We start from the raw sequence: 25,796 nt of genomic DNA, 5'->3' as shown, positions 1-25,796 counted from the left end.
GCCCCGGGGGGGCCGCGCGCGGCCCGTGCGGGCGCCGGGTTTGACCGCCGGGGCGGCGGCTACCCGCGCGGTGTGACGACGACATCCCAGGAAGAGCTGTTCCGGTTCCTGGAGGACCGCTTCGCGTGTGCCCAGGCGTGCACCGAATGCGCGCGCGCCTGCGCGACGCGGGCGAGCCTCGTGGATCCGGACGGAGGCGAGAGCCAGGAACTCGTACGGCGCAAGGGCATCATGTGCGCGGAGGTCTGCGACGCGACCTGCCGGGTGCTGTCCGAGCAGAACCAGGTGGACGAGGAGGCCATCCGCGTCCAGGTGGAGTGGTGCCGCCGGATGTGCCTGGAGAGCGCGCAGGTGTTCGACGGCCACCGCGGGGCGGAGCAGACGGCCGAGGCGTGCCGCGCCTGCGCACGGGCCTGCACGGAGTTCCTCGACACCCTGAACTGACCGCGGCCCGCGGCGGCGGCACCGGACGGTTCGGGGCGGCCGGCGGAGCCCGGGGCCCGGCCCGCGTCTGGCCGCCGCGGACCGGCCCGTGCTACGAAGGACCATGGCCGCACCCGAGGGAACCCGGACCTACGACGCCGTCGTCGTCGGCGCAGGCCACAACGGCCTCGTCGCCGCCGCCTACCTCGCCCGGGCCGGGCGCTCCGTGCTGGTACTGGAACGGCTCGGCCACACCGGCGGGGCGGCGGTGTCCACCCGCCCGTTCGCCGGCGTCGACGCACGTCTGTCCCGGTACTCCTACCTGGTCAGCCTGCTGCCCCGGAAGATCGTCCGGGACCTGGGCCTCGACTTCCGGCTGAGCACCCGCACCATCTCCTCGTACACCCCCGCCGAACGCGACGGACGGCCCACCGGGCTGCTCGTCGGCGGCGGCGAGCGGCGCACCCGCGAGGCGTTCGCCCGTCTGACCGGCTCCGAGCGCGAGTACCGGGCCTGGCGGAGCTTCTACGACATGACCGGCCGCGTCGCCCGACGCGTCTTCCCCACCCTCACCGGACCCCTGCCCACCCGCGAGGAACTGCGCCGCGCCGTCGACGACGAGGAGGCCTGGCGGATCCTCTTCGAGGAGCCGATCGGCCTCGCCGTCGAGGAGCGCTTCGCCGACGACCTGGTGCGCGGCGTGGTCCTCACCGACGCCCTCATCGGTACCTTCGCCGACGCCCACGACCCGTCCCTGAAGCAGAACCGCTGCTTCCTCTACCACGTCATCGGCGGGGGCACCGGCGCCTGGGACGTCCCCGTCGGCGGCATGGGCGCCCTCACCGACGCCCTGGCCGACGCCGCCCGCGCGGCAGGCGCGGTCGTCGCCACCGGCCACGAGGCGGTGCGCGTCGACACCGACGGCCGCACCGCCGAGGTCACCCACCGCACGGCCGACGGCGAGGGCGTCACCGCCGCGCGGCACGTCCTGGTGAACGCCTCCCCGCAGGAACTCGCCAGGCTCACCGGCGACACGCCCCCGCCGCCCGCCGAGGGCGCCCAGCTCAAGGTGAACATGCTCCTCGAGCGGCTGCCCCGGCTGCGCGACACCTCCGTCGACCCGCGTGAGGCGTTCGCCGGGACCTTCCACATCGCCGAGGGGTACGGGCAACTGGCCGCCGCGTACGCCCGGGCCGCCGCCGGTGAGCCGCCCGCCGCCCCGCCCTCCGAGATCTACTGCCACTCGCTCACCGACCCCACGATCCTCGGCCCGGACCTGGCCGCACGGGGCTACCAGACCCTCACCCTGTTCGGACTGCACACCCCCGCCCGGCTGTTCGAGCGGGACAACGACGCCGTCCGCGGGGAACTGCTGAAGTCGACCCTCGCCCAGCTCGACGCCCATCTGGCCGAACCCCTCGCCGACTGCCTGGCCACCGACGCCGACGGACGCCCGTGCCTGGAGGCCCGCTCCCCGCTGGACCTGGAGCGCGACCTCGGCCTGCCCGGCGGCAACATCTTCCACCGCGAGCTCTCCTGGCCGCACGCCCAGGACGGCACCGGCCGCTGGGGAGTGGAGACCCGGCACGCCAACGTCCTGCTGTGCGGCGCCGGCGCCGTCCGCGGCGGCGGGGTGAGCGGCGTGCCGGGACACAACGCGGCGATGGCGGTGCTGGAGGCCGGGGAAGGCTGACGACTCCGGGCGCAGTACTCTGGCCGGAGTGGTCTCGGGTACCTTCTGCGGGCGGAGTGGTGGCAGTGGTCAGACGGAACGAGCAGCGGCGGGCCGCCCTGGTGGACGCCGCGATCGAGGTGCTGGCCCGGGAGGGGATCCGGGGGCTGACGTTCCGGGCGGTGGACACCGAGGCCGCCGTGCCCGTGGGCACCGCGTCGAACTACTTCGGCTCGCGCGACGACCTGCTCACCCAGGCCGGCGCCCGGGTCTACGAGCGGCTGCAGCCCGACGAGGAGCTCGTCGCCCGGCAGCGGGCCGCCGGGCGCGACCGGGACGCCTACGCGGGACTGATGCGGGAACTGGTCGGCCGCATCGCCGCCTTCCGCACCGGCTACCTGGCGCTGCTCGAACTCCGGCTGGAGGCCACCCGCCGGCCCCGGCTCCGCGAGGTGCTCACCGAGCGGGTCCGCGCCGACGTCGAGGCCAACGTCCGCCACCACGAGGGGTCGGGCCTCCCCGGCGACGCCCTGGCCGTCAAGCTGCTCCACCTGACGCTGAACTGGCTGATCGTCGAACAGCTCACCCTGCCGGACGTCTTCGGCCCGGACGAGCGCGAGCGGCTGGTGACGGCCGCGGTCGAACGGATCGTGGCCGCCGGATAGTCCGGCCGGGCCTCAGCCCCGGTTCCCGCGCAGGTCCACGATCCGCCGGATCCTGCCCACCGAGCGCTCCAGCGTCCCCGGGCCGACGATCTCCACGTCCACCGAGACCCCGATGCCCTCCTTCACGGCCGCCGCGATCGACCGGGCGGCCGCCTCCCGCGTCGTGGCGTCCGCGTCGGAACGGGCCTCGGCGCGGACCGTGAGGGAGTCCATCCGGCCCTCGGCGGTGAGGCGGAGCTGGAAGCGCGGTGCCACGCCCGGGGTGCGCAGCACGACCTCACCGTCGGGCACATGGCCGGTCCGGGCGACCGGTCATTCGGTCGCCGCGTCCCGGGATCAGTGAGTCAGGCCGCCGCCGCCCGGGGCAAGAGCCCGGCCTGCACTTCTTCGCGCGGCGGCGTCCCTCACCCGCCCGGCGCGGCGGGGGCCCCGCCCCGGGGGCCGTACGCCGTCATGAAGCGGTCGCGGAAGGCGTCCATGCCCCAGCGCGGAGCGTCGGGCGCGGGCTTGAGGCCGTCGGTCCAGTGCCAGCCGGCCACCCGGTCCAGCACCTCCGGGTCCTTGGCGACGATCGTGACCGGCACGTCCCGGCTGGTGCTCCCGGCGGTGACGGCGGGCACCGGCTGGTGGTCGCCGAGGAAGACCAGGACCGTGTCCTCGTCGCCGTAGCGCCCGACCCACTCGGTGAGGCTGCGCAGCGAGTACTCGATGGCCCGCCGGTACTCGGTGCGCACCTTCTCCGGGTCCTTCCAGACCTCCTTCGGGTCCGTGCCCTCCTTCTTGATCCGGTGGAACACCGAGCCGTCGCCGAGGTCGTCCCAGTCGACCATGCGCGCGACGGGGGACCAGGGGTTGTGGCTGGAGGCGAGGATGATCTCCGCCATGACCGGCTCGCGGTCCTTCCGGCCGTGCTCCAGCCGCTGGAAGGCCTCCAGGCTGAACTGGTCGGGAACGGGGGTCCAGCTGAAGTACGGGCCGTGGTACCCGAGGTGCTCGGAGTCGTAGACGTGGTCCAGGCCGAAGAACTCGCCCTCCGGCCAGGCCCGCCGCACCCCGGGCACGATGCCCACGGTCCGCCAGCCGCCGGCCTTGCGGAAGTACTTGGTGAGGGTCGTGCGGTCGCTGGTGGTCAGGCTGCGGTAGCGCTGCTGGTTCTTGATCCACAGGCCGGACAGGAAGGTGGAGTGCGCCAGCCAGCTGCCGGCGCCGGTCACCGGGGACTCCAGCCAGCCGCTGCGGGCGGCGAACCCGGCGTCCGCGAGCCTCCGGGCGCCCTCCTCCAGCGCCGCGTCCATCGGCCCCGCCATCGCCGGGTCGTCGATCGCGACCCGGCCGTAGCTCTCGACGAAGGTGAACAGCACGTCCTTGCCGCGCAGCCCGGTGAGCAGCCGGTCGGGCGGCGTCTTCGCGAAGGCGTCGACGGCGGCCTCCCGCTCGAAGACCCGTGCGTCGCGCAGACCCGCGCGCACCTGCTCCACCCGGTTGCCCAGCATCTCCGCGGTGCCCCTGGTGGCGACCGGCACGCCGTCGATCCGCACGCCCAGCGTGACACAGGTGATCCACGCGACGCCCAGGACCAGCACCGTGCGCACCGCGACCGGGCGGTGGCGGGAGAGCAGACCGGCCAGCCGTACCGTCGACAGCGTCATCAGCGCGAGCAGGGCCACGAACAGCGCGATCGCCCCGGCCACGGCGAGCACCTGTCCGCCCCGGCCGAAGGACTCCCGGACGAAGTCCGTCGCGTCGTCCAGCAGGATCCAGTCGAGCACCAGGTCGAAGGGCCGGGCCAGCACCTGGTGGAAGCCCATGTCCACGAACTTCAGGACGGTGACCAGCCCGAGCAGGACGCCCGAGACCACGGCCGCGATCCGCCGCCGCCGCGGCGGCAGCACGAGCAGCAGGGCGGCGAGCAGGATGCCCTCGGAGGGCAGCCGGACGAACGCGTGGACGTCGACGCGCTCCACCCGGTTCGGCGCCAGGAGCGCGAAGAGCACCAGCGCCCCGGCGAGAACCGTCGTCCCGGCGGTGACGCCGCGCGCCGTACGGGGCCACCGGCGCCGCCAGCCGAACCAGCCCGGTGGCGCGACCGCCGACGGCGCGCTCCCTCCCCCCTCCCCGGGCGGGGCCGGGGCGTCGTCCCGGTTCGCTCCGGCCTCGGTGGTGTCCGGCAGCCGGCGGGGGCGAATGAAGAGCGACACCCGGGGATCCTTCCGTGCGGTCCTGCGAGGGCATGGCGAACGGGACCCGCCGGGCGGGTCCGCCCCCACCAGTACGTCGGCACACCGCCGTGGGTTCAAAGCGGGCCGGCCCGGTTCGCCCCGCGCGTCCCGGCGCCCTCGCGGAAAGGCACTCGTCGCGGCCTGTCGGGGGCGGGAACCGGCCGCTAGGCTGGCCCGCGGACGACGGTGAGTCGGGAGGAGCACGGACGTGGCCGAGAGCACCACCCAGCAGCGCCCGCTCACGGGCTGGGACAAGCCGGACCTGGACCTGAGCGACGCACAGTGGCAGTCCGGCAGCCGCGGCCTGGGCGATGTCCAGATCGCCTTCGTGGAGGGCTTCATCGCCATGCGCAACAGCGGCCGCCCGGAGAGCCCTTCCCTGATCTTCACCCCCGCGGAGTGGGGAGCGTTCGTGTCGGGAGCGCGGGAGGGCGAGTTCGACCTGACGTGAGCGGCGCCGCCGCGGGGGGTGTTCCGCGCGTTTTCCCGGACAGGCGGTCCGAGGCGCCGCTCCCGGCCGGTATCCGCACCGGGACGCCCGGGAAGACGGAGCCGAGGACCGTGCCCCGCACCGGGAACGGCACTCCGGGGTCGCCGTCGGGACCGATGTGCTGCCCGGGGACGCGGCCGGCCGTCTGGTCGAGGCGCCGCGGGACGCCGGGCCGGTCGTCGTGGGCCGGCACCGCCGCCGCCCGCGCGCAGGAGGGGCTCGGTGACCCAGGCGGTACTGCTCCACGCGGTGAGCCCGGTCGCGGTGGTCCCCCCCCCCGGAGCAGTCGCCGGAGCCGTCGTGACCGCGGGCGGTCGTGCCCCGCCCGGGCGGAGCCGGGAGCGGGGGACGCCGGCGCCCCCATCATGAGCGGCATGCGGGACTCGACCACCGGTGACGCCCACCTCGTCCTGGACCTCGCCCTCACCGTCCGGCACGACGGCGACGGCGGAGTCACCGACGACCTGACCGGCCCCGCCGCCCTCACCGCCTGGGTCCACGCGCACCCGGACGCGTTCCCCACCGCGCGCCGCTTCGTCGCCGACGAGGATCACCTCACCGCCGTCCGCGACCTCCGCACCCTCTTCGCCCACGCCGTCCGCCCCGGCCGGCCGAGCCCCGCGGACGCGGCCCGCCTGCTGCCCCTCCCGGAGGCGCTGCGGCGGCTGAACGACGCCGCCGCCCGCACTCCCACCGTCCCCGTCCTGGAATGGCCCGACGGGCACGGTCCCGTGGCGCGCCGGCGGCCCGTCCCGGACCGCGGGCACGACCTGACCGCCGTACTCGCCCAGGGCGCGATCGCCTTCCTGGCCGGCCCCGACCGGGAGCACCTGCGCGCCTGCCACGCCCCCCGCTGCGTCCGCTACTTCCTGAAGGAACACCCGCGCCAGGAGTGGTGCAAGCCCTCCTGCGGCAACCGCGCCCGGGTGGCCCGCCACCACGAGCGGCACCGGCGGACCGGGTAGCCGGGGCGGGTTTCGCCCGACCGTCCGAACCCGGGTCCGGGCACGTACCATGGCGGCATGTCGTTCCTCCGCCGCCGCAGTGCCACGCCCGCCGGGCCCGACTTCGACGTACTGGCCATGGACCCGGGCGACTGGCCCGGCAACCTGGGCGCCGGGCTGCTGCCCGCCCCCGACGGAAGCTGCCAGGGCGTCTTCCTGCGCTACGACCTGTTCGGCGGCCGCGGCCCCGCGATGGTCATCGGCAACCTGCCCGAGGGCTCCCCGGCCCGGGACCTCCCGGAGGGCGAGGTCCCCTTCGAGGTCGGGCAGCTGCTGCTGGCGCTGGAGAACGACGAGGAGGTCACCGTCGTCGGCACCGAGGACGTGCCGGTGATGCAGGGCGACAACCTGCTGATCGTGCGCCGCGTCAAGCTCTCCGAGGGACGGATCTCCTGCGTGCAGTTCGACCGCAGCGACAACGTCCTGGTGACCATCGCCGCCTGGGACCGCCCCATCACCGACGACCTGTACGCCCTCCTCAAGCCGCTGCCCGCGGAACTGTTCCAGCAGGACTGACCCGAGGGCCGGGTTCCCCGGGAACCCGGCCCCCCCGGGTCACGTCCTTCGCGCCGTCACGACGACGTCACCGTCACGTCCGCCGCCCGGACGAAGCCGACCCGGTGGCCGAACTGGATCTCGTAGTACAGGTCCTCGCCCCGCACCACCCGGTGGGACGCCTCGTCGAAGGTCACCGCGTAGTAGTACTCGCCGGGCACCTCGCCCCCGGTCACGTACTTCTGGCCCTCGAGCACCGTGTACGGCAGCGGCGACACCGCCTGGGCCGGCACGCCCTCCGGGTAGGCGGCCTCCTCCGGGTACGCCCTCCCGTACACCGGCACCGAGGCGAGGCCCTTCCTCGGGGTGACGACCCTTCCCTTCGAGGGCACCGCGGTGGGGCGCTCCCGCGGATTCTCGAACCAGGCCTTTTGGCCGAGGTACCAGATGGCGGTCCAGTCGCCCCAGCGGTCGGCGACCGCGTACTGCTGGCCCGTGGAGGCCCGGGAGGACAGGTCGTTCACGCCGGTGGTCGGGGCGGAGCCGAGACCGATGTCCGTGATCAGCGGGGAGTCCTCGTCGTGGTCGGAGTACAGCCGCACCGCGCTCGACCCGTGGTCGGCGCACGGCTCGCCCGCGGTCCCGCAGCCCGTGAAGACCGGCCGGTTGGCCGCGTAGTCGGGCCGGATCGTGACCACGCCGGAGCGCTTGCCGGCCGTGGCCCTCAAGGGCTCGCCCAGCAGTTCGAAGTAGTGCCGCCAGTCCCAGTACGGTCCGGGGTCGGTGTGCATGCCCGGGATGGTGGCGGTGGTCGTCCCCGGCACCGTGTCGTGGCCGAGGATGTGCCGGCGGTCCAGCGGGATGCCGTGCTTCTCGGCGAGGTACTTCACCAGCCGGGCCGAGGACCGGTACATCGCCTCGGTGTACCAGGCGTCGGGGTCCGCCAGGAAACCCTCGTGCTCCAGGCCGATCGAGGCCGCGTTGACGTACCAGTTGCCCGCGTGCCAGGCCACGTCCTTCGCCTTCACGTGCTGGGCGACGTGGCCGTCGGTGGAGCGCAGGCTGTACTGCCAGGACACGTACGTGGGGTCCTGCACCAGGTCGAGGACGCCCTCCCAGGCGCCCTCCGTGTCGTGGACGACGATGTACCGGACGCGCTGCGAGGCGGGCCGGTCCGCCAGGTCGTGGTTGCCGTAGTCGCCGTCGCCGAACTCCTCGTAGGGCGCCGGGATCCACTCGCACGACACCGTCCTCGGGCACTCCGTCCCGGCGGCGGAGGCGGTGCGCAGCCCGGCGCGCTCCAGGGCCGCGGTGTCGGGTGCGAGGCCCGGGCTGGCGTCCAGGACCACCCGTTGCCCGGCGTCCGTGACCCGTGCCCCACCGGCGCGGATCACCTCGTACACGTCACGGGCGTACGCCGCCGCCGACGCGGTGTCGTCCGCGCCGGAGAAGAGGGCGACCGCCGCGTACCAGTCCGCGGGGTCGCCGCTCCTCGGCCCGCCCAGCCGGCGCTGGGCCTCGGCCAGCAGGGCGGCGCCGCCCGCCACGTTCGCGGCGGGGTCCTCGCGCAGGCGCTCGGGGCTGAGCCCGGTCAGACGGGCGGCCTCCGGCAGTGTGGTGAGCCGGTCCGGCAGCGTCCCGGGACGCGGGGCCCGCACCCCGGGACGCGGGGAGGGGCGGGCCTCGTCGCCGCGCGGGTCCTCCGTGCCGGAGGCGTGGTGGCCGGAGGCGGCGAGCGCGGTGCGGGCGTCCGTGAGGTGCATCGGGCCGTAGCCGCCGGTCACGCTCGGGGCGCCACCGTGCGCGTCCCAGCGGGACTGGAGGTAGGAGACGCCGAGCAGCACGCTGCGCGGTACGTCGTACCGCGCGGCGGCGGTGGCGAACGCGTGCTGCAGCCGGGTGTCGTCCGGAGGGGCCGGGGCGGGCGCCGCGCCCAGCAGCGGCAGCGTCAGCGCGGCTGCGGCCAGGCCGCTGAGGGCACCGCGGGCGGCGCGTCTCGGCGGTCCGGCCGCACGGCGGGGCTCGGTGGCGGGTTCTCGCAATGCAGCCTCCTGGGACGATCGGGCGCAGCGCGCCGGACGGGGCCGAGCGGTGCGTCAGTCGTACCGGTCGGCCGACAATCCGTCAATCATGCCCAAAGAGGCGGGAATCACCTCGTCCATCGGGGTGTGCGGAGTTTTCGTGGCGGCGGGGTCCGGGCCTGCGGTGCGTCAGTGGCGTGGGCCAGTGGTGCGGGGCGGGACCCCCCATCGTCCCGGGGGCGCCTCCCGGGCCTCGAGGCACGGGGGAGGCACGACGTGCCCGCAGCCGGGGGCGGGCACGGCCACGCCGTCCGGCTGCGGGCGGTTCGGCGGGGTCAGCGGGTGCCCACCGCCGCGCGTACCGCCCGACGGGCGAGTTGGCAGTCGTCGTGGAGGCGGCGGAGGAGCAGGCGGTGCTCCTCGCCGGACGGCGCCGCCGGGGTCGCATCCTGCATCGAGCGCTGGACGGCCGTCTCGTACGTGCGGATCTCCCGGGTCAGCACGAGCATCAGGTTCACCAGGAAGGCGTCCCGCGAGGCGGGGCCCGCCGACTGGGCGATCTGGCTGATCTGGCGCCGCGCCACCGGCGCGTCCCCGAGCACCGACCACAGCGTCGCCAGGTCGTACCCCGGCAGGTACCAGCCGGCGTGCTCCCAGTCCACCAGCACCGGACCGGCCGGTGAGATCAGGATGTTGGAGAGCAGGGCGTCGCCGTGGCAGAACTGCCCCATGCCCTGCCGTCCGGTCGCCAGCGCGATGCCGTGCAGCAGCTTCTGCAGGTCGCCCAGGTCCCGGTCGGTGAGCAGACCCAGCTCGTGGTACCGGGAGATGCGGGCCGCGTAGTCCAGGGGCGCGTCGAACGTCCCGGCCGGCGGCCGCCAGGAGTTCAGCCGGCAGATCGCGCCGAGCGCCGCCCTGATGTCCGCCCGCGGCGGTGCCTCCACCGGGTGCCGCTGGAGCGCCGCCACCCGGCCGGGCAGCCGCTCGATCACCAGTGTGCCGTTGTCCGGATCCGCCGCGATCAGCCGGGGCGCCCGCACGGGCGGGCGGTGCCGGACGAACGAGCGGTATGCCGCTATTTCATGGCGGATCCGCTCGCTCCACGCGGGGGAGTGGTCCAGTAAGCACTTCGCGACCGCGGTGCTCCGGCCGGTGGTCCCGACCAGCAGGACGGACCGGCCGGTGCGGCGCAGCACCTGGACCGGCGCGAACTCCGGACAGATGCGGTGCACCGACGCGATCGCCGAGCGCAGCTGGGCGCCCTGCGGGCCGGACAGGTCGAGCCTGCCGCTGAGCGGCTGGGTGCCCGGTCCCGCGGCGCGCCGTACGCCGCCCGCGCCGAGCACGGGGTTCGCGGGGCGGGCGGGGGCGAGGTAGGGGCCGCTGTCCGACGGGCGGGGGCGCAGCGGCCGGAGCGGGGCGGACACGGAGGACGATGCTGCGTACATGGGTGATACAGATCCCTTCGTGTGCCTGCGACGTCAGCGCACCACCCGGCCCGGCCGCCCGGACGCACCCTGGGGGAATGCCCCTGCGACGACGGGGTCGTGGTGGCGCGTTCCTACTCGACACCCGATGGCCCCTGGCACACCATCTGGCGCACCCTGGCGAACCATGGCGAATAGTCGCCCGGCAATCCGCACCGGGCTACTGTCAACTCAGCCGAGAACCTGGGGGCTTGATGTGAGCGGACAACCCAACACCCGGCTCTCGGACCTGTTCGGCCTGGCCGGCTGGTCCAAGGGCGAACTCGCGAGGCTGGTCAACCGGCAGGCGGCGGCCATGGGTCACCCCCAGCTGGCGACCGACACCTCCCGGGTGCGGCGGTGGATCGACATGGGAGAGATCCCGCGCGACCCCGTGCCGCGGGTGCTGGCGGCCCTGTTCACCGAGCGTCTCGGCCGTGTCGTGACCATCGAGGATCTCGGTCTGGTCCGGCACGGGCGTACGGGGAAACGGCCACGCCCCGGGAGTGCGGAACATCCCGACGGAGTGCCGTGGGCGCCCGAGCGGACAGCCGAGGTCCTCACCGAATTCACGGGAATGGACCTCATGTTCAACCGACGCGGCCTGGTGGGCGCGGGCGCCGCGCTCACCGCGGGCTCCGCACTCAGCAGCGCCATGCACGACTGGCTGCACACCGATCCGGCCCTGACCGCCGACGCTCCCCGACTCGACGACCCGCTGCGCGCGGAACCCGCCGGGTCCGACCGCTACGAGGCCGCCCCGATCGGCTCGCAGGAGATCGAGGAGCTGGAGCGCTCCGTGGAGGTCTTCCGCGCCTGGGACGCCGCCCGCGGCGGCGGTCTCCAGCGCAAGGCGGTGGTCGGCCAGCTCAACGAGGTGGGCGGCATCCTCGCCTACCACCACCCACCCCATCTCCAGCGGCGCCTGTGGGGCGTCGCCGCCAACCTCGCCGTCCTCGCCGGCTGGATGTCGCACGACGTCGGCATGGAACCCACCGCCCAGAAGTACTTCGTCATCGCCACCCACGCGGCCCGGGAGGGCGGCGACCGGCCGCGCGCCGGCGAGGCCCTGTCCCGGGCGGCCCGGCAGATGGTGCACCTGGGCCGGCCCGACGAGGCGCTGGACCTGATGAAGCTCGCCCACTCCGGATCGGGCGAGGAGGTACTGCCGCGCACCCGCGCCATGTTCCACACCGTCGAGGCGTGGGCGCAGGCGTCCATGGGCAAGGGGCAGGCGATGCGCCGCACCCTGGGCCGGGCGGAGGACCTCTTCGTCTCCGACCGGGGGGACGTGCCGCCGCCGAGCTGGATGCAGCTGTTCAACGAGGCGGACCTGTACGGCATGCAGGCCCTGGCCTACCGGACGCTCGCGGAGTTCGAGCCGGACGCGGCCGCGCACGCCCAGCACTACGCGGACAAGGCGCTGGCACTGCGGGTCGAGGCGCAGCAGCGGTCGAAGATCTTCGACTTCCTGTCCATGGCCTCCGCGTGCTTCCTCGCCGACGATCCCGAGCAGGCGGACCGGTTCGCGCGCCTCGCCCTGGTGTCGATGGGGCAGAACTCCTCGCGCCGTACCTGGGACCGGCTGCGCCAGATGTACCGGCTCACCGCCGAGTACGCCTCGTACCCGAGGATCCAGGAGCTCAGGGAGGAGATCGCACTGGTGCTGCCCCGGCCCAGGGGCGAGGGGGACACCGCCCGGGCGTGAGGACGGCCGGTCCGCGCGGACCGCTACGGGGCCTGCGGGGTGACCCGGGCGACGAGCACACAGGCGGCGTCGTCGCGTTCCCGTCCGCCGAACTCCTCCGCGACCGCCCGGACGCAGTCCTGCGCGGTGCGGGCGGCGGCGAAGCGCGGGGCCAGTCCGAGGAGACGGTGCACGGACGCGGTCCCGGTGCGCAGCAGCAGCACGTCACCGGCTTCGAGGGTCTCCTCGGCCTGTCCGTAGCAGGCACCCGGGACGGCGCCGAGCAGCACGCCGTCCGGCGCCTCCAGCACGCGCCCCGTCCCGCCGCGGAACAGCAGCGGGGCGGGGTGCCCGGCCCGCGCCCACTGCAGGGAGCGGGTCCCGGGCCGGTAGCGCAGGCAGGCGGCACTGCCCAGGGCCGGTTGCGCCGCGGTGGCGTCCAGTAACCGGCTGAGGCAGGCCAGCAGCGGTCCCGGCGCGGTGCCGGTCATGGCCATGCCGCGCAGGGCGTCGAGCAGCATCGCCCTGCCCGAGGCCGCGCCGACGCCGTGTCCGGTCAGCTCGCCGACGCCGAGCAGCGTCGTCCCGTCGGGCAGCTCCAGCGCGTCGTACCAGTCCCCGCCGATCCGCGCGTGCGCCGTGGCCGGCAGACGGGACGCGGCGAGGTCGAGGGTCCCCGGGCCGGTGCGCGGGAGCCGCAGGGGACCGTGCCACGTCGGCAGCACGGCCTCCTGCAGCCCGACCGCGAGCCGGTGCTCGGTCCGCGCGGCGGCGTGCCGCTGGCGGTGCAGCGAGTCACGGGTCTCGCCGACCGTCCGCCGGCAGCCGCGCAGTTCGCTGACGTCGCGCAGCACCGCCCACATCGAGGCGGTGCTGCCGTCGGCGCCGAGGACCGGCTCGCCCATCATGTGCACGGTCCGCACGCCGCCGCCCGGGCGTACGACGCGGAACTCCCCGTCGATGGGCCGGGCGTCGACCAGACAGTCCGTGACCATCGCGGTCAGCCTGGGGCGGTCCTCCTCGAACACCAGCGAGGGCAGTTCGTCGAGGGTGAGCGGAGCGGCGGCCGGGTCGCGGCCCAGGATCCGGTACAGCTCCCCGGACCAGCGCACCTCGTCCGTGAGCAGGTCCCACTCCGCGCTGCCGACCCGGCCGAGCACGGAACCCCGCCGCGGCGCGGGCAGCGGGTCGTCCCGCAACTGCGTCAAGTTCCTCCCCAGCTCGTCGAGCTGACGCAGCGCCAGGTCGTACAGCGCGCGCCGCCGGCGCTCCCGCGGGTCCGCCGTGCCGGCCGGGGTGTCGCGGCGCACGGCGTCCACCTCGCCCTTGAGCCGCCGGGTCTGCGAGACGAGCGCGTCGACCGTGCCGCGTCCGGGCGGCCGGGCGGCTGGACGGTCCGCGGAGAGGTGGGACGGCATGACGCGCTCCGATGCGGGGACGGTTCGGCCTTCGGACGGAGGGAGGGACCGCTACGACTGTCGCACAGCCCGCGACGGTCCGTGAGGGATTCGGCAACACACGATAAGGCGGTGCCCATGGCATATGTCACCGTCTCCATCGGGTTACCCGCAGGAATACGTCAGGAGCGCTACGTGCGTCTCAACTCCCTTGATGTGCAAGGGAAATGACATACCTCCGGAGTCCCGCGACCCCTCATGCGAACGTTCGACGGACGGGTGTTCGCACGCGGGTGACCGGTGGGTCGCCCCGTCCTCAGAAGCGCGGCACCGCCGCCGTCCCGTCCGCGTCCCCGAGCGCGCCGTCCGGGACGAAGCGGACCTCCGCGCCGGTCTCCGGGCACTGCTCGACGATCTCGTCCACGATGTCCGCGCGGCCGTCCAGGTCGCCCTCCTCGGCGACGACCAGGTGGTCACCGGTGTCCCGCACCGTGACCCGGTGGTCCTCCTCCACGGCCGGCAGCCGGACCCGGCCCTCCCGGGCGCTGCGCCACGGTTCGTCGACGCCGGCCGCGACCTCCTTGCGCCCCCGGGCCGGCTCCGGCGCACGGGCCACGTCCTCGGTGCTCCTGCGCGCCCCGGTCTCGAGCGCCGGCTTCACGGCCTGCCACACCGCCTCGGGCGTGGCCTGCGCCGGCCCGCCGTGCGGAACCCGCACGGCGCCCCCGGTCGCGCCGCCGGCCTCGGCCACCGCCTTGCGCAGCCGGACGGCGTCCTGGGCGTTGAGGGGGTCGTGCCGGTGTGCCGGCGTCAGCACGGACACCGCGGGGCAGGGGCGCCGGCGACGAAGCCCGGCAAGGGCCGCGGGTCTCAGATCGTGCTCCGTGACAGCGCCACAGGGCGGATCCGCCGACAGGGCATCCGGTGCGGGAGCGCCCCGCCCCCGGGGGGTCCGGGCGGCCGCTCAGCCGCGGCCGCCGTCCTCGGACCCGCAGGAACTGCCGCTGCGTGGCAGGGAGCCGTAGAGGAGGAAGTCGTCGACCTTGCGGTGGACGCACTCGGACGACCCGTAGCCGGTGTGCCCCTCGGCCCGGTTGTCCAGCACCACGGCGGAGGGGCCGAGCCGCTCGGCCGTCTCCACCGTCCAGCGGTACGGCGTGGCCGGGTCGCCCCGGGTGCCGACCAGCAGCATCTTCGGGGTGTCGAGGTCCTTGACCCGCTCGCGGATGTAGTCCGTCCCCCTGGGGCGCCCGTAGCACAGCACCACCTGGGCGAGCCGGTACGGACCGAAGACCGGCGAGGCCTCCTCGTAGGCGCCGCGCAGCCGGGCCAGGTCCCGGGCCAGCCGTCCGGCGTCCGGGCGGTCGGGGTCGTCGGCGCAGTTCACCGCCATCAGCGCCGCCGGCAGGTTGTCCAGGGGCACGTCCTCCTCGTCGACGAGGGGGTGGTCGTCCCGCCGCGGCACGGGCAGTGCCACCCCGCCGGTCGCGAGGGCCTCCACCCCGCGGGTGTCCCCGTCCTCCACCAGCTGGGCGAGCGCCCGCTGCAGCAGCGGCCACGTCTCCTGGGTGTAGAGGCCCTGACCGATGGCCAGGGCCAGGTCCTGGCCGGTGAACTCGTCGCCGAAGCCGGTCGGCACCGGGTTCTCGTCGAGTGACGCGACCAGCCGCACGACCTGCGTGCGGGCCGCGCGGGCGTCCTGCCCGAACGGACAGGCGAGATCCTCGGTGCACCAGGTGAGGAAGTTGTCCAGCGCGGCCTGCTGGCCCCTGGCGCCGGCCAGCCCCTGCTCGGCCGGTGACTCGGTCAGCGTGTCCACGCCGTCCAGCGCCATGCGGCCGACCTTCCCGGGGAACCTGGCGGCGTACACCGCGCCGAGCCGGGTCCCGTACGAGAACCCCAGGTAGGTGAGCTTCCTGTCGCCGAGCACCTGGCGCATCACGTCCAGGTCGTGCGCGACGTCCACGGTGCCGATGTGTTCCAGGACCGGGCCCGAGTGCTCGGCGCACTCGGCGGCCACCTCGCGCAGCTTGCGCAGCGTGTCGCGCGGATCGGCCGTCCCCTCGCCGCCGGTGGCCTCCAGTGCCCGGCCGAGGGCGTCGGCGCCGCAGCTGACCGGTGAGGAACGGCCGACGCCCCGCGGATCGAAGGAGACCACGTCGTAGCCCCTGGTCAGGCCGAGGAGGTCCTTGCGGTTGTGGGCGAGTCCCAGCACCCCCGAACCGCCCGGGCCGCCGAAGTTCAGCAGCACCGAGCCCCGTGGGTCGCCGGAGGCGCGGTAGCGGGCGAGGGCCAGCTCGAGGGTGCCCTCGTCGGGCTTCGCGTAGTCGAGCGGCACGGTCACCGTCCCGCACTGCATGTCCTTCGGCAGGTCCGTGCCCTCGCAGGCCGTCCAGGTGATCTTCTGGTCGTAGAACCGGTCGAGGTCGGGATCCGCCCGGCCGGCGGCCGTCAGTCCCGTGCCCAGCAGGGCCAGCCCGACCGCCCCGGTGGCCGCGCAGCGCCGGACCGAGGGCCGCACCGCGTGGCGCCGGACCGGGAGTCGCTTGGACAGCTTGGCCAGCATCGATGCCTCCAGGGACGCCCCGACCGGCGCCCTCGCCCACCATAAGCGGGCCCGCGGGATCCCGCCCGTCGGTCCCGCGGCGGTGCCCCGGGCGAGGGGACGCCCGACGGGGTGGACCGGCTGCGGCGTGCGGATGGGCCGTGCCCCGGACCCCGCAGCCGGGTTCCCTCCGGTGCGATCGCCCGGCCGGACCCGCGCCCGCCTGCGGGCGTACGGCCAGGATCCCCGCGCGGACGGCCGGCCCCGCGGGTCAGCCCCGCCCGCGGTGGAACCGCCGGTGCAGCTCCCTGACCTCCTCGGCCAGTGAGGGGACGGGCCCGGCCACGGCCACCCCCGGGGCGATCTCGGCGACGGGCAGCGTCCGCACCGGCGGGGCGGGCACCCCCAGCTCGGTGAGCCAGGACGCCAGCTGCTCGGAGGAGGCGGCGTACACGATGCGCCCGAGGCCCACCCAGGCGTGCGCCGCGGCGCACATCGGACAGTGCTCGCCGGAGGTGTACACCGTGGCCGCCGCCCGCTGTCCGGGGGTCATACGGGCCGCCGCCCAGCGGGCCAGCTCGAATTCGGGGTGCCGGGTGCGGTCCCCGGAGGCGACGCGGTTGTGGTCCTCGGCGAGCACGGTGCCGTCCCCGGCCACGAGCACCGAACCGAACGGCTCGTCACCGGATTCCAGTGCCTCGGCCGCCAGTTCCACGCAGCGCCGCAGGTACGGCAGCTCCTCGTCCCGCACGACCACGGTCCGGCCTCCTCACGACGTCCACCCGACGGACGCCAACCCTAATCCCATTGCCCCGGGCGTCGCCCCGTGGTGGAGTGCGCCGCATGGATCAAGCCGCTGTACTCGCCCTGTTCGACCGTGAGATGCGCGAGGGGGCACGGCCCGACGGCCCCGGCTCACAGGTCGAGCGCGTCGGCGCCGTGGTGCGCCACACGGGCCCCGCGCACGGATGGAACGGCGTCGTCTGGTCCGCCCCGGAGGTGACGGGCGAGGACGCGGACGCCGCGATCGCGGAGCAGGTGGCCCACTTCGCCGGGCTCGGCCGCGAGTTCGAGTGGAAGCTGTACGGACACGACCTGCCGGCGGACCTCGGGCAGCGGCTCGTGGCGGCCGGATTCACCCCCGGGCCGGCCGAGACGCTCATGGTGGGCGAGGTGGCCGGTCCCGTCCTCGACATCGAGCCGCCCGAGGGCGTCCGCCTCGTGCCGGTCACCGACCGGGCGGGGGCCGGCCTGGTGGCCGAGGTGCACGAGAAGGCCTTCGGCGCCGACGCGTCCGGGCTCCGCCGGCACCTGTCCGACCAGCTGGCCTGGGCCCCCGACACCGTCGTCGCCGTCCTGGCCCTGGCCGGCGACGAACCGGTGAGCGCGGCCCGCATGGAGCTGGCGCCGGGCGCCCGGTTCGCCGGGCTGTGGGGCGGCGGCACCGTGCGGGAGTGGCGGGGGCGGGGCGTCTACCGCGCCCTGGTCGCCCACCGGGCCCGGATCGCCGCGGACCGCGGCTGCCGGTACCTCCAGGTCGACGCCTCCGACCAGAGCCGTCCCATCCTCGAACGCCTCGGCTTCACTGCGCTGACCACGACCACGCCCTACGTGTGCGCGAGCCGCTGACCGCGGACGGGCTCCCTGCCGGTGGCCGGCGCGGGCCCCGGAGCGTCCGGCACCGGACCGGCAGCTCCACCCGGACGCGAAAGCGCCGGTCCGCGGTCGGCGCGGACCGGCGCTCGGCTCCTTTCACGGTCCTCCTACGGCCGGCGGCCGCTCTTGGCGGCCGTGGCGAGGCAGGCGGTGCCCAGCATCAGGGTGAGGGCGCCGATGACGACGTTGTTCCAGATGACGCCGGCGTCGGGACCGCTGCCGACGATCCACGGCGAGACGATCATCCACAGGCCCAGGGCGCACATGGCCCCGCTGAGGCCGTACATGCGCGCCGGGGCCGCGGTGAACCCCAGGGCGAGCAGGGCGATCGCGATGCCCACGATCAGGTTGTGCGTCACGAGCGCGGGCTGGCTCGTCGTGTAGTGGAGTATCCACGGGGACACCGCACAGTAGAGACCGAGCAGGAACACCGGTCCGTCCACGAGGGCCACATCACGACCGCCGAGCATGCGGTCGTACCGTGCCCGCATCTCGGGAGCGTCGGGGTGGCTCGTGATGTCGCCACGCGGGTGTGAGACGTTGGCCATGAGTCGTCTCCTTCGACTAGCGGGCCTGACCGCGTCCGGTGCGGTGTGCGGCAGGAACCGCACGATGTCATTCTGCTCTTATTTGTCCTTTATGTGTAGGGCTCGCGGGGGAGTCCGGCCCGGCCGCGGCCCGTGCCGCGGTCCGCGCGATGTTGCGGGCCATGCCGCCGAACACGACGGCGTGGAAGGGGGAGACGGCCCACCAGTACAGGTGTCCGAGCAGTCCGTGCGGATGGAACAGGGCCCGCTGGCGGTACCGGGTGCGGCCGGCGTCGTCCGTCTCGGCGTACATCTCCAGCCAGGCCAGCCCCGGCAGCCGCATCTCGGCCCGCAGCCGGAGCAGGTGGTTCGGCTCGATCTCCTCCACCCGCCAGAAGTCCAGCGAGTCACCGGCCCGCAGCCGCGCCGCGTCCCGCCGGCCGCGGCGCAGCCCGACGCCCCCGGCCAGCCGGTCCAGCAGTCCGCGCGCCGCCCAGGCGAGCGGGAAGGAGTACCAGCCGTTGTCCCCGCCGATGCCCTCGATCACCCGCCACAGGGACTCCCGCGAGGCGTCCACGGTCCGTTCCCGGCGGTCCGTGTACAGGCTGCCGCCCGCCCAGTCCGGGTCGGTGGGCAGCGGATCGCTGGGCGCGCCGGGCACCGACGCCGACGACCACCGGGTCGCCACGTCGGCCTCGCGCACCCGCTTCAGGGCGAGGCGCACCGCCTCCTCGAAGCCGAGCGGGTGACCGGGCGGGTCGGGCACGTACCGCGCGATGTCGTGCTCCCGGCAGACCACCTCGTGCCGCAGCGACTCGGTGAGCGGCCGGGCGACGGACGCGGGCACCGGCGTGACCAGGCCCACCCAGTGACTGGACAGCCCGGGCGTGAGCACCGGCACCGGCACGATCGCGCGGCGCGGAAGCCGGGCCACGACCGCGTACCGCGCCATCATGTCCCGGTACGTCAGCACGTCCGGACCGCCGATGTCGAAGGCCCGGCTGACGTCCTCGGGCATGTCCGCGCTGCCCACCAGGGCGCGCAGCACGTCGCGCACCGCGACCGGCTGGATCCGGGTGTGCACCCACGTGGGGGTGACCATCACCGGCAGCCGCTCGGTGAGGTGGCGCAGCATCTCGAAGGAGACCGACCCCGAACCGATCACCACCGCGGCCCGCAGCACGGTCGTGGGCACGCCGGAGTCCAGCAGGATCCGGCCCACCTCGGCCCGCGACCGCAGGTGCGGGGAGAGCTCCCGCTCCGGAACGCCCGCCGGGGTGAGCCCGCCGAGGTACACGATGCGCCGTACGCCGGCCTCCCGCGCCCGCTCGCCGAAGATCCGCGCCGCCCTGCGGTCCGTCTCCTCGAAGCCGCGGCCCGTCCCCAGCGCGTGCACCAGGTAGTACGCCACCTCCACCCCGTCCAGCGCCGCGGCCACGGAGGCGGGGTCGGTGACGTCGCCGCGGACCACCTCGGCACGGCCCGCCCACGGGTGGTCGCGCAGCCGGTCCGGCGAACGGGCCAGACAGCGCACCCGGTACCCGGCGTCGAGGAGCTCGGGCACGAGCCGCCCGCCGATGTAGCCGGTCGCCCCGGTGACCAGGCAGAGCGGCCCCGGTCCTGTGCCCTTCCCCGGTGTCGTCACGGCGTCCTCCTCCTGTCGCGTGCGGCGCCGTGCGATCACTTCCCCGGAACCGCCCGCCCCGTACATGAGTGCTCCCGTTCGGGGCAAGCGGAACACACGGAAGAGGACGACAGGAAAGCCGTATACCGACCGGAGGTGTCCGTCCCATGGCTGCCGTGACCGGAGCGAAGGTGCTGGAGCGGTTCCCCGCGGGATCCCCGCGCGGATCGTGGCCGGCGGAGGAGTACGCGGCCCGGCGCCGCGCCGAGGGCGAACCCGCGACGGTCGTCATGGACCTGGAGTCGGACGCCTTCCTCGTGATCGTCACGCCTCCGGAAGCCGGCTGACCGCACCGCCCAGCAGCCGTGCCCGGCGCACGAACGCCTCGTGCAGGGCCCGGGCGGCGAGCGGCACCGACGCGGACCTGCGCCGGCGCAGGACGAGCAGCACCCCGGCCGGGTCGCCCGCGACCGGCCGGCACACGAGCGCGCCCTGCCGCTCCAGCGGGTCCCCGACGACGCTGAAATCCGGCAGCACCGTCACGCCCAGCCCCTCGGCGACCATCAGCTTGCCCATCTCCGCGCCGTCGGTGGAGTACGCGAAGGCCGGGGAGCGCCCCGCCAGGAGCCGGTGCACGTAACGGTGCATCACATAACCGGACCGCATGACGACCAGCGGCTCGGTGAGCAGGTCGTCCGCCGACACCTCCGTCCGGGCCGCGAGCGGGCTGTCCGGGCGCAGGCACACCACCGGCCGGCCGCGCAGCAGCGGGGTGGACTCGAACTCGGCGGGCATGTCGTCGCCCTCCAGGTGGTTCACCAGCCCCAGATCGAAACCGCCCTCCAGCAGCGCCCGCTGGATGTCGCCCTGCTGCGCGCCGACCACCTCGACCTGGGTGAGCGGATGCGCGGCCCGGAACTCCCGCACGACCGGCACCAGCAGCGGCACGGTCGCCGCGTTGACCGTGCCGACGCGCACCATGCGGCGGATGCGGTGCTGTTCGCCCGCGGCCGCCCGCAGCCGGTCCACCGCGTCCAGGACGTCGACGATGCGCGGCAGCAGCTCCCGGCCCGCCTCGCTCATCGTCGCTCCCGAGCGCTTGCGTTCCAGCAGGTCGACTCCCAGTTCGCGCTCCAGGTTCCGCACCGTCTCGCTCAACGCGGGCTGCGACAGGCGCAGTTCCTCCGCCGCCCGGCGCAGCGAGCCCAGCCGGGTCACGGCCGCGATGTATTCCAGTTGTTCCGTCCGCACGGCAACAGAATGCGAATGCCCGCGCCGTCCGTTCAAGGGTTTCCCTGTCACGCCTTCGTGAAATTCGGTGGTCCGCGATACGAGACCGGTCGGGTTTTCCTTGACGGCCTCGGCGGGCGGCTGCCACGATCGTCGGCATGACGATGCGACTGGACCTCACGCGGCGACGCCACGTCGACCTCGCGCGCGTCTCCAGCTCCTGCTGTCGCCTCGCGGCCTGATCCCTCCGGTCCGCCCGTTCACTTCGCCGCGCCCGCTCCCGGGCCGGTCCCGCGTCGTTCCCCTTCACCGCCTGAATTCCGCGTTCCCGAGCGCCCCCCGAATTCGGCGTGCCCGAAATTTCCCTGAATTCCGCACGAGGAGTTCCGCACGCCCGCAGAGGCCGTGAAATTCGCCCCTGGAGGGCGAACTGCCCGAACCCACCTGGTACTCCTGACCGCCCCCGCCCCCGCCCGCCGGCCCGCACCCCCTTCCGAAGGAGGAACCATGGCCACCGTTCTGTCCGTCTCCGGCAGTCCGTCCGCCGCTTCCCGCACCAACCGCCTGCTCCGCCACCTCGACCGGCGGCTGGCCGCCCAGGGGCACGAGGTGATCCCGCTCGACGTGCGCACCCTCCCCGCCGAGGTCCTGCTCGGCGCGGACTTCACGCACCCGGCCGTCGTCGCCGCCACCGAGCTGTTCGCCCGCGCCGACGGCGTCGTCGTGGGGACCCCCGTCTACAAGGCGTCGTACTCCGGTGTCCTCAAGGCGCTCCTCGACCTGCTGCCGCAGTACGCGCTGGCCGGCAAGACGGTGCTGCCGCTGGCCACCGGCGGCACCACCGCCCACGTCCTGGCCATCGACTACGCGCTCCGTCCGGTCCTGAACTCGATGGGCGCGGCCCACATCGTGCAGGGCTGGTTCACCCTCGACAAGGACATCACCGTGCACGAGAACGGCACGCTGACCGTCGCCCCGCCCGCCGCCGAGGCCCTCGCCCGGGTGGTCGACCGGTTCTCGACGGCCCTGACCCCCGCGCCGGCGCTGGCCGCCGCGAGCTGACCGCCGTGAACGCGCACGTGATCGCCGACGACGCCGAAGCCCTCACCGTCGCGGCCGCCCTGGCCGAGGAGTTCCGTCCCGGCGCCTCGGCGCGGGACGCCGGACGCCGACTGCCCCGTGCGGAGGTGGACCGGCTCTCCGCGTCCGGTCTGCTCGCCGTCACCGTCCCCGCGGCCCACGGCGGGGCGGAGGTGAGCCGGGAGACCCTCGCCGAGGTCTTCCGGCTGCTCGCCACGGCCGACGCCAGCCTCGCGCAGATCCCGCAGAACCACTTCGTGTACGCCAACGTGATCGAGCGTCAGGGGAACGAGGAGCAGCGGACGTTCTTCTACGCGGAGCTGCTCGCGGGGCGCCGGCTCGGCAACGCCCAGTCGGAGGCGGGCACCCGGCACGTCCAGGACATCCGCACCCGGCTGGAACCCCTGCCGGACGGCTCGTACGTGCTGAACGGCGTCAAGCACTACGCCACCGGCGCCCTGTACGCCGACTGGATCCCCGTGCTCGCCCGCGCCGCCGGGAACGACGACCTGCACGTCGCCTGCGTGCCGCGTGACGCCCCCGGCCTCACCGTGCTCGACGACTGGGACGGCATGGGCCAGCGGACGACCGCCAGCGGCACGGTCCGCCTGGTGGACGTGCGGGTCCCCGCCGACCGGGTGCTGCCGCACCACCTCACCTTCGAGGGGCCGCAACTGCACGGAGCGGTGGCCCAGTTGCTGCACGCGGCGATCGACACCGGGATCGCCGGGGGAGCGCTGGCCGAGGCCGCCGCGTTCGTCCGGACGAAGAGCCGCCCCTGGTTCGAGAGCGGTTTCGAGACCGCGGCCGAGGATCCCCTGCTCGTCCAGCGGTTCGGTGAACTCGCCGTCCGGGTGCGGGCGTCGGAGGCGCTGCTGCGGGAGGCCGCCCGCACCGTGGACCGGGCGCACGCCGGCCTCACCGACGACTCGGCGGCCGAGGCGTCCATCGCGGTGGCCGTCGCGAAGGCGCACGCCGCCGACACCGCCGTGGAGGTCACGAGCGCCCTCTTCGAGGTGGCCGGCACCCGCTCGGCCCTCGACTCCCTGAATCTGCACCGGTACTGGCGCGACGCCCGTACCCACACCCTGCACGATCCGGTCCGCTGGAAGATCCAGCACATCGGCAGGTACGTGCTCGGCGGGGTCCGGCCGCCCCGCCACGGCCTGCTGTGACGGACCGCCCGAGAACGCCCCCGAACGGAGACCCCGCGTGTCCCTGACCTTCCACTGGTTCCTCCCCACCAACGGCGACAGCCGCCACGTCGTCGGCGGCGGCCACGGCACCCCCGCCTCCCCGGCCGGACGGGACCGGCCCCCGACGATCGCCTACCTGAGCCAGATCGCCCGTGCCGCCGAGGACCTCGGCTTCGTGGGCGCCCTGACACCCACCGGCGCCTGGTGCGAGGACGCCTGGCTGACCACCGCGATGGTCTCCCAGGCGACCGAGCACCTGAAGTTCCTGGTCGCCTTCCGGCCCGGCTTCGTCTCGCCCACGCTCGCCGCGCAGATGGCGTCCACCTTCCAGCGGCAGACCGGCGGCCGGCTCCTGCTCAACGTGGTCACGGGCGGGGAGAGCCACGAGCAGCGGGCCTACGGCGACTTCCTCGACAAGGACGCCCGCTATCGCAGGACCGGCGAATTCCTGGAGATCGTGCGGCGGTTGTGGGCGGGGGAGACCGTCACCGCGGACGGCGAGCACCTGAGCGTGCGGGACGCCGCCCTGGCCCGCATCCCCGAGCCCGTGCCGCAGGTGTACTTCGGCGGCTCCTCGCCCGCCGCCGCGGAAGTGGCCGCCCGGCACGTGGACGTCTACCTCACCTGGGGCGAACCGCCCGCGCAGGTCGCCGAGAAGATCGCCCTGCTGCGGACGCTCGCCGCCCGGGAGGGCCGCACCCTGCGGTTCGGCATCCGGCTCCACGTCATCACCCGCGACACGGCCGAGCAGGCCTGGGCGCAGGCCCGCCGGCTGCTGGACGGGTTCGACCCGGAGACCGTGCGGACGGTGCAGGCCGGGCTGGCCCGCAGCGAGTCCGAGGGGCAGCGGCGCATGCTGGCCCTGCACGGTGGCAGCCGGGACGGACTGGAGATCCGGCCCAACCTGTGGGCGGGCATCGGGCTGGTGCGCGGCGGCGCGGGCACCGCCCTGGTCGGCAGCCACGAGGAGGTCGCCGAGCGGATCGAGGAGTACGCCGCCCTGGGCATCGAGGAGTTCGTCCTCTCCGGCTACCCGCACCTGGAGGAGGCGTACTGGTTCGGTGAGGGCGTGCTCCCGCGTCTCGCGGCGCGGGGGACGTGGCGGCACCCCCGCGCCGCGGAGCCGGCCCCCGCGGCGCAGGTGCCGTTCGCGAGCTGAACACCCCGGCGGGGAGCACGGGATCGGTCTCAACCCTTGACTGGTCCAGACCAAGGTTGTTAAGTGTGTCTCCACACCCCCCACCACGGCCGCCCCCACTGCCGTGACCGGCTCCGCCGGCCTGCGCGGGCGAGGCCCCGCCCGGGCACGTCCCCGCCCGGGAGCGGCCGTGTCCCGTGAAGGAGTTGACCCCTTGTCGAGACGACGCATCGCCGCCGTGACCGCCGCCCTCGTCCTCGCCGCCGGCGCGCCGGTCCTGCTCCCCGCCGCCTCCGCCTCCGCGGCCTCGTGCTCGAGCCATCCCGCCTGGGTGGCCGGACGGTCGTACAACGCCGGTGACATCGTGCGCTACACCGACGGCCGGGCGTACATCGCCGAGCACGCCAACCCGGGCTACGACCCGGTCATCAGCACCTGGTACTGGGAGCCGTACGCCTGTGACAACGGGCCCGGCACACCCGTCGGGAACTTCGTCGTCACCGAGGCGCAGTTCAACCGGATGTTCCCGAACCGGAACCCCTTCTACACCTACAGCGGCCTGACCGCCGCCCTGAGCGCCTACCCCGGCTTCGCCAACACCGGCGGCGACACGGTGAGGAAGCAGGAGGCCGCCGCCTTCCTGGCCAACGTCAGCCACGAGACCGGCGGTCTGGTGCACGTGGTGGAGCAGAACACCGCCAACTACCCGCACTACTGCGACTGGGGGCAGCCGTACGGCTGTCCGGCCGGGCAGGCCGCGTACTACGGGCGCGGACCGATCCAGCTGAGCTGGAACTTCAACTACAAGGCGGCCGGCGACGCGCTCGGCATCGACCTGCTGGGCAATCCCTGGCTGGTGCAGAACGACGCGGCCGTGGCCTGGAAGACGGCCCTGTGGTACTGGAACACCCAGTCCGGACCGGGCACCATGACCCCGCACAACGCCATGGTCGGCCAGGCCGGTTTCGGTCAGACGATCCGCAGCATCAACGGCTCCCTCGAGTGCGACGGCCGCAACCCGGCGCAGGTGCAGAGCAGGGTGAGCACGTACCAGCGGTTCACCCAGATCCTCGGGACGTCCCCCGGCGGCAACCTGTACTGCTGACGCGGGACGACACCCCATGGTGTCATGCTCCTGACCATCCGCAGCACGGCCGGGCGCGCCCGCGCGCCCGGCCGTACCCGGACGAAGGGCATCCGCCATGCGCACCCCCCACGCCCTGCTCGCCACGACCGTCTCGGCCGCCGCGCTGGCCGCGGC

23 protein-coding genes and 3 pseudogenes are annotated in these 25,796 nt (G+C 74.6%); 15 read left to right on the top strand and 11 right to left on the bottom strand.

Going from position 1 to position 25,796, the window contains the following annotated elements; all coding sequences use genetic code 11:
* Positions 1-72 precede the first annotated feature (72 nt).
* The 3 genes from ABTY20_RS29870 to ABTY20_RS29860 all read left to right on the top strand — a co-directional run bounded on the left by ABTY20_RS29870 (position 73) and on the right by ABTY20_RS29860 (position 2,760).
* Positions 73-444: a four-helix bundle copper-binding protein gene (locus tag ABTY20_RS29870; RefSeq protein ID WP_352000256.1), complete on the top strand. Its 372-nt coding sequence runs from the start codon at positions 73-75 to the stop codon at positions 442-444.
* A gap of 103 nt (positions 445-547) precedes the next feature.
* The gene (locus ABTY20_RS29865; RefSeq protein ID WP_352000254.1) at positions 548-2,116 is read left to right on the top strand and encodes a phytoene desaturase family protein; all 1,569 of its coding nucleotides are present in this window, start codon (positions 548-550) and stop codon (positions 2,114-2,116) included.
* A 65-nt stretch (positions 2,117-2,181) separates the two neighbouring features.
* Positions 2,182-2,760 (top strand): TetR/AcrR family transcriptional regulator, encoded by a 579-nt coding sequence (locus ABTY20_RS29860; protein WP_352000253.1) that lies wholly within the window; start codon positions 2,182-2,184, stop codon positions 2,758-2,760.
* 12 nt (positions 2,761-2,772) lie between these two features.
* On the opposite strand, the pseudogene ABTY20_RS29855 reads toward ABTY20_RS29860, so the two are convergent.
* Positions 2,773-3,039, bottom strand: a pseudogene (locus ABTY20_RS29855) (phenylacetate--CoA ligase); the annotation flags it as partial.
* A 125-nt stretch (positions 3,040-3,164) separates the two neighbouring features.
* Positions 3,165-4,958 carry a sulfatase gene (locus ABTY20_RS29850; RefSeq protein WP_352000252.1) on the bottom strand — a complete coding sequence of 598 codons (1,794 nt, stop codon included), beginning with the start codon at positions 4,956-4,958 and terminating at the stop codon, positions 3,165-3,167.
* A gap of 229 nt (positions 4,959-5,187) precedes the next feature.
* Between ABTY20_RS29850 and ABTY20_RS29845 the strand changes: the two genes are divergently transcribed.
* From ABTY20_RS29845 to ABTY20_RS29830, 4 genes and pseudogenes are all read left to right on the top strand, one after another.
* On the top strand, positions 5,188-5,430 hold the full coding sequence (locus tag ABTY20_RS29845; protein WP_352000251.1) for a DUF397 domain-containing protein: 243 nt from the start codon (positions 5,188-5,190) through the stop codon (positions 5,428-5,430).
* Positions 5,431-5,542: 112 nt separating this feature from the next.
* Positions 5,543-5,838, top strand: a pseudogene (locus ABTY20_RS29840) (universal stress protein); the annotation flags it as partial.
* 5 nt (positions 5,839-5,843) lie between these two features.
* Positions 5,844-6,434, top strand: coding sequence for a CGNR zinc finger domain-containing protein (locus tag ABTY20_RS29835; RefSeq protein WP_352000250.1), 591 nt, complete (start codon positions 5,844-5,846; stop codon positions 6,432-6,434).
* 57 nt (positions 6,435-6,491) lie between these two features.
* On the top strand, positions 6,492-6,989 hold the full coding sequence (locus ABTY20_RS29830) for a glycosyltransferase family protein (protein ID WP_352000249.1): 498 nt from the start codon (positions 6,492-6,494) through the stop codon (positions 6,987-6,989).
* A 56-nt stretch (positions 6,990-7,045) separates the two neighbouring features.
* Here the strand turns inward: ABTY20_RS29830 and ABTY20_RS29825 are convergent, their stop codons facing one another.
* Both ABTY20_RS29825 and ABTY20_RS29820 read right to left on the bottom strand, forming a co-directional pair.
* The gene (locus ABTY20_RS29825) at positions 7,046-9,010 is read right to left on the bottom strand and encodes an N-acetylmuramoyl-L-alanine amidase (RefSeq protein WP_352000248.1); all 1,965 of its coding nucleotides are present in this window, start codon (positions 9,008-9,010) and stop codon (positions 7,046-7,048) included.
* Positions 9,011-9,324: 314 nt separating this feature from the next.
* On the bottom strand, positions 9,325-10,437 hold the full coding sequence (locus tag ABTY20_RS29820; RefSeq protein ID WP_352000247.1) for an aminoglycoside phosphotransferase family protein: 1,113 nt from the start codon (positions 10,435-10,437) through the stop codon (positions 9,325-9,327).
* 235 nt (positions 10,438-10,672) lie between these two features.
* Between ABTY20_RS29820 and ABTY20_RS29815 the strand changes: the two genes are divergently transcribed.
* Positions 10,673-12,163 (top strand): DNA-binding protein NsdB, encoded by a 1,491-nt coding sequence (locus tag ABTY20_RS29815; protein ID WP_352000246.1) that lies wholly within the window; start codon positions 10,673-10,675, stop codon positions 12,161-12,163.
* Positions 12,164-12,186: 23 nt separating this feature from the next.
* On the opposite strand, the gene ABTY20_RS29810 is transcribed toward ABTY20_RS29815, so the two are convergent.
* From ABTY20_RS29810 to ABTY20_RS29795, 4 genes and pseudogenes are all read right to left on the bottom strand, one after another.
* On the bottom strand, positions 12,187-13,560 hold the full coding sequence (locus tag ABTY20_RS29810; RefSeq protein WP_352000245.1) for a PP2C family protein-serine/threonine phosphatase: 1,374 nt from the start codon (positions 13,558-13,560) through the stop codon (positions 12,187-12,189).
* Between the two features lie 295 nt (positions 13,561-13,855).
* Positions 13,856-14,284 (bottom strand): annotated as a pseudogene (locus tag ABTY20_RS29805) (baeRF3 domain-containing protein); the annotation flags it as partial.
* 219 nt (positions 14,285-14,503) lie between these two features.
* Positions 14,504-16,105 (bottom strand): alpha/beta hydrolase, encoded by a 1,602-nt coding sequence (locus ABTY20_RS29800; RefSeq protein WP_352000243.1) that lies wholly within the window; start codon positions 16,103-16,105, stop codon positions 14,504-14,506.
* A gap of 250 nt (positions 16,106-16,355) precedes the next feature.
* Positions 16,356-16,841 carry a nucleoside deaminase gene (locus tag ABTY20_RS29795; protein ID WP_352000242.1) on the bottom strand — a complete coding sequence of 162 codons (486 nt, stop codon included), beginning with the start codon at positions 16,839-16,841 and terminating at the stop codon, positions 16,356-16,358.
* A gap of 86 nt (positions 16,842-16,927) precedes the next feature.
* Here ABTY20_RS29795 and ABTY20_RS29790 point away from each other — a divergent pair, with 86 nt between their 5' ends.
* Positions 16,928-17,713, top strand: a complete 786-nt coding sequence (locus ABTY20_RS29790; RefSeq protein WP_352000241.1) for a GNAT family N-acetyltransferase — start codon at positions 16,928-16,930, stop codon at positions 17,711-17,713.
* Positions 17,714-17,847: 134 nt separating this feature from the next.
* On the opposite strand, the gene ABTY20_RS29785 is transcribed toward ABTY20_RS29790, so the two are convergent.
* Both ABTY20_RS29785 and ABTY20_RS29780 read right to left on the bottom strand, forming a co-directional pair.
* A complete protein-coding gene (locus ABTY20_RS29785; RefSeq protein WP_352000240.1) occupies positions 17,848-18,288 on the bottom strand; it encodes an SPW repeat protein in 441 nt (146 codons plus the stop codon).
* A 67-nt stretch (positions 18,289-18,355) separates the two neighbouring features.
* Complete coding sequence (locus tag ABTY20_RS29780; protein WP_352000239.1) at positions 18,356-19,912, bottom strand: SDR family oxidoreductase; 1,557 nt, start codon at positions 19,910-19,912, stop codon at positions 18,356-18,358.
* A 146-nt stretch (positions 19,913-20,058) separates the two neighbouring features.
* On the opposite strand from ABTY20_RS29780, the gene ABTY20_RS29775 reads away from it, so the two are divergent.
* Positions 20,059-20,238, top strand: a complete 180-nt coding sequence (locus ABTY20_RS29775; RefSeq protein WP_352000238.1) for a DUF8839 family protein — start codon at positions 20,059-20,061, stop codon at positions 20,236-20,238.
* Here the strand turns inward: ABTY20_RS29775 and ABTY20_RS29770 are convergent.
* Positions 20,216-21,142, bottom strand: coding sequence for a LysR family transcriptional regulator (locus ABTY20_RS29770; RefSeq protein ID WP_352000237.1), 927 nt, complete (start codon positions 21,140-21,142; stop codon positions 20,216-20,218). The genes ABTY20_RS29775 and ABTY20_RS29770 overlap by 23 nt on opposite strands.
* Before the next feature lie 137 nt (positions 21,143-21,279).
* On the opposite strand from ABTY20_RS29770, the gene ABTY20_RS29765 reads away from it, so the two are divergent.
* From ABTY20_RS29765 to ABTY20_RS29745, 5 genes are all read left to right on the top strand, one after another.
* On the top strand, positions 21,280-21,363 hold the full coding sequence (locus ABTY20_RS29765) for a putative leader peptide (RefSeq protein WP_352000255.1): 84 nt from the start codon (positions 21,280-21,282) through the stop codon (positions 21,361-21,363).
* A gap of 265 nt (positions 21,364-21,628) precedes the next feature.
* Positions 21,629-22,183: an NADPH-dependent FMN reductase gene (ssuE, locus tag ABTY20_RS29760; protein ID WP_352000236.1), complete on the top strand. Its 555-nt coding sequence runs from the start codon at positions 21,629-21,631 to the stop codon at positions 22,181-22,183.
* A gap of 5 nt (positions 22,184-22,188) precedes the next feature.
* On the top strand, positions 22,189-23,376 hold the full coding sequence (locus tag ABTY20_RS29755) for an SfnB family sulfur acquisition oxidoreductase (RefSeq protein WP_352000235.1): 1,188 nt from the start codon (positions 22,189-22,191) through the stop codon (positions 23,374-23,376).
* A 37-nt stretch (positions 23,377-23,413) separates the two neighbouring features.
* On the top strand, positions 23,414-24,556 hold the full coding sequence (locus ABTY20_RS29750) for an LLM class flavin-dependent oxidoreductase (RefSeq protein ID WP_352000234.1): 1,143 nt from the start codon (positions 23,414-23,416) through the stop codon (positions 24,554-24,556).
* 193 nt (positions 24,557-24,749) lie between these two features.
* On the top strand, positions 24,750-25,640 hold the full coding sequence (locus ABTY20_RS29745; RefSeq protein WP_352000233.1) for a glycoside hydrolase family 19 protein: 891 nt from the start codon (positions 24,750-24,752) through the stop codon (positions 25,638-25,640).
* Positions 25,641-25,796 lie beyond the last annotated feature (156 nt).

This window comes from Streptomyces sp. NPDC126497 (genome assembly GCF_040302425.1).
GTDB lineage: Bacteria > Actinomycetota > Actinomycetes > Streptomycetales > Streptomycetaceae > Streptomyces.
This window is presented reverse-complemented; position numbering and strand designations above follow the sequence as displayed.

What these genes read in the sequence shown, in the direction of transcription:
- ABTY20_RS29790 (WP_352000241.1), top strand. Translation starts at nt 16,928, where the DNA reads ATGGATCAAGCCGCTGTACTCGCCCTGTTCGACCGTGAGATGCGCGAG.
- ABTY20_RS29800 (WP_352000243.1), bottom strand. Translation starts at nt 16,105, where the DNA reads ATGCTGGCCAAGCTGTCCAAGCGACTCCCGGTCCGGCGCCACGCGGTG.
- ABTY20_RS29820 (WP_352000247.1), bottom strand. Translation starts at nt 10,437, where the DNA reads ATGTACGCAGCATCGTCCTCCGTGTCCGCCCCGCTCCGGCCGCTGCGC.
- ABTY20_RS29765 (WP_352000255.1), top strand. Translation starts at nt 21,280, where the DNA reads ATGACGATGCGACTGGACCTCACGCGGCGACGCCACGTCGACCTCGCG.
- ABTY20_RS29785 (WP_352000240.1), bottom strand. Translation starts at nt 18,288, where the DNA reads ATGGCCAACGTCTCACACCCGCGTGGCGACATCACGAGCCACCCCGAC.
- ABTY20_RS29830 (WP_352000249.1), top strand. Translation starts at nt 6,492, where the DNA reads ATGTCGTTCCTCCGCCGCCGCAGTGCCACGCCCGCCGGGCCCGACTTC.
- ABTY20_RS29835 (WP_352000250.1), top strand. Translation starts at nt 5,844, where the DNA reads ATGCGGGACTCGACCACCGGTGACGCCCACCTCGTCCTGGACCTCGCC.
- ABTY20_RS29865 (WP_352000254.1), top strand. Translation starts at nt 548, where the DNA reads ATGGCCGCACCCGAGGGAACCCGGACCTACGACGCCGTCGTCGTCGGC.
- ssuE (WP_352000236.1), top strand. Translation starts at nt 21,629, where the DNA reads ATGGCCACCGTTCTGTCCGTCTCCGGCAGTCCGTCCGCCGCTTCCCGC.
- ABTY20_RS29810 (WP_352000245.1), bottom strand. Translation starts at nt 13,560, where the DNA reads ATGCCGTCCCACCTCTCCGCGGACCGTCCAGCCGCCCGGCCGCCCGGA.
- ABTY20_RS29775 (WP_352000238.1), top strand. Translation starts at nt 20,059, where the DNA reads ATGGCTGCCGTGACCGGAGCGAAGGTGCTGGAGCGGTTCCCCGCGGGA.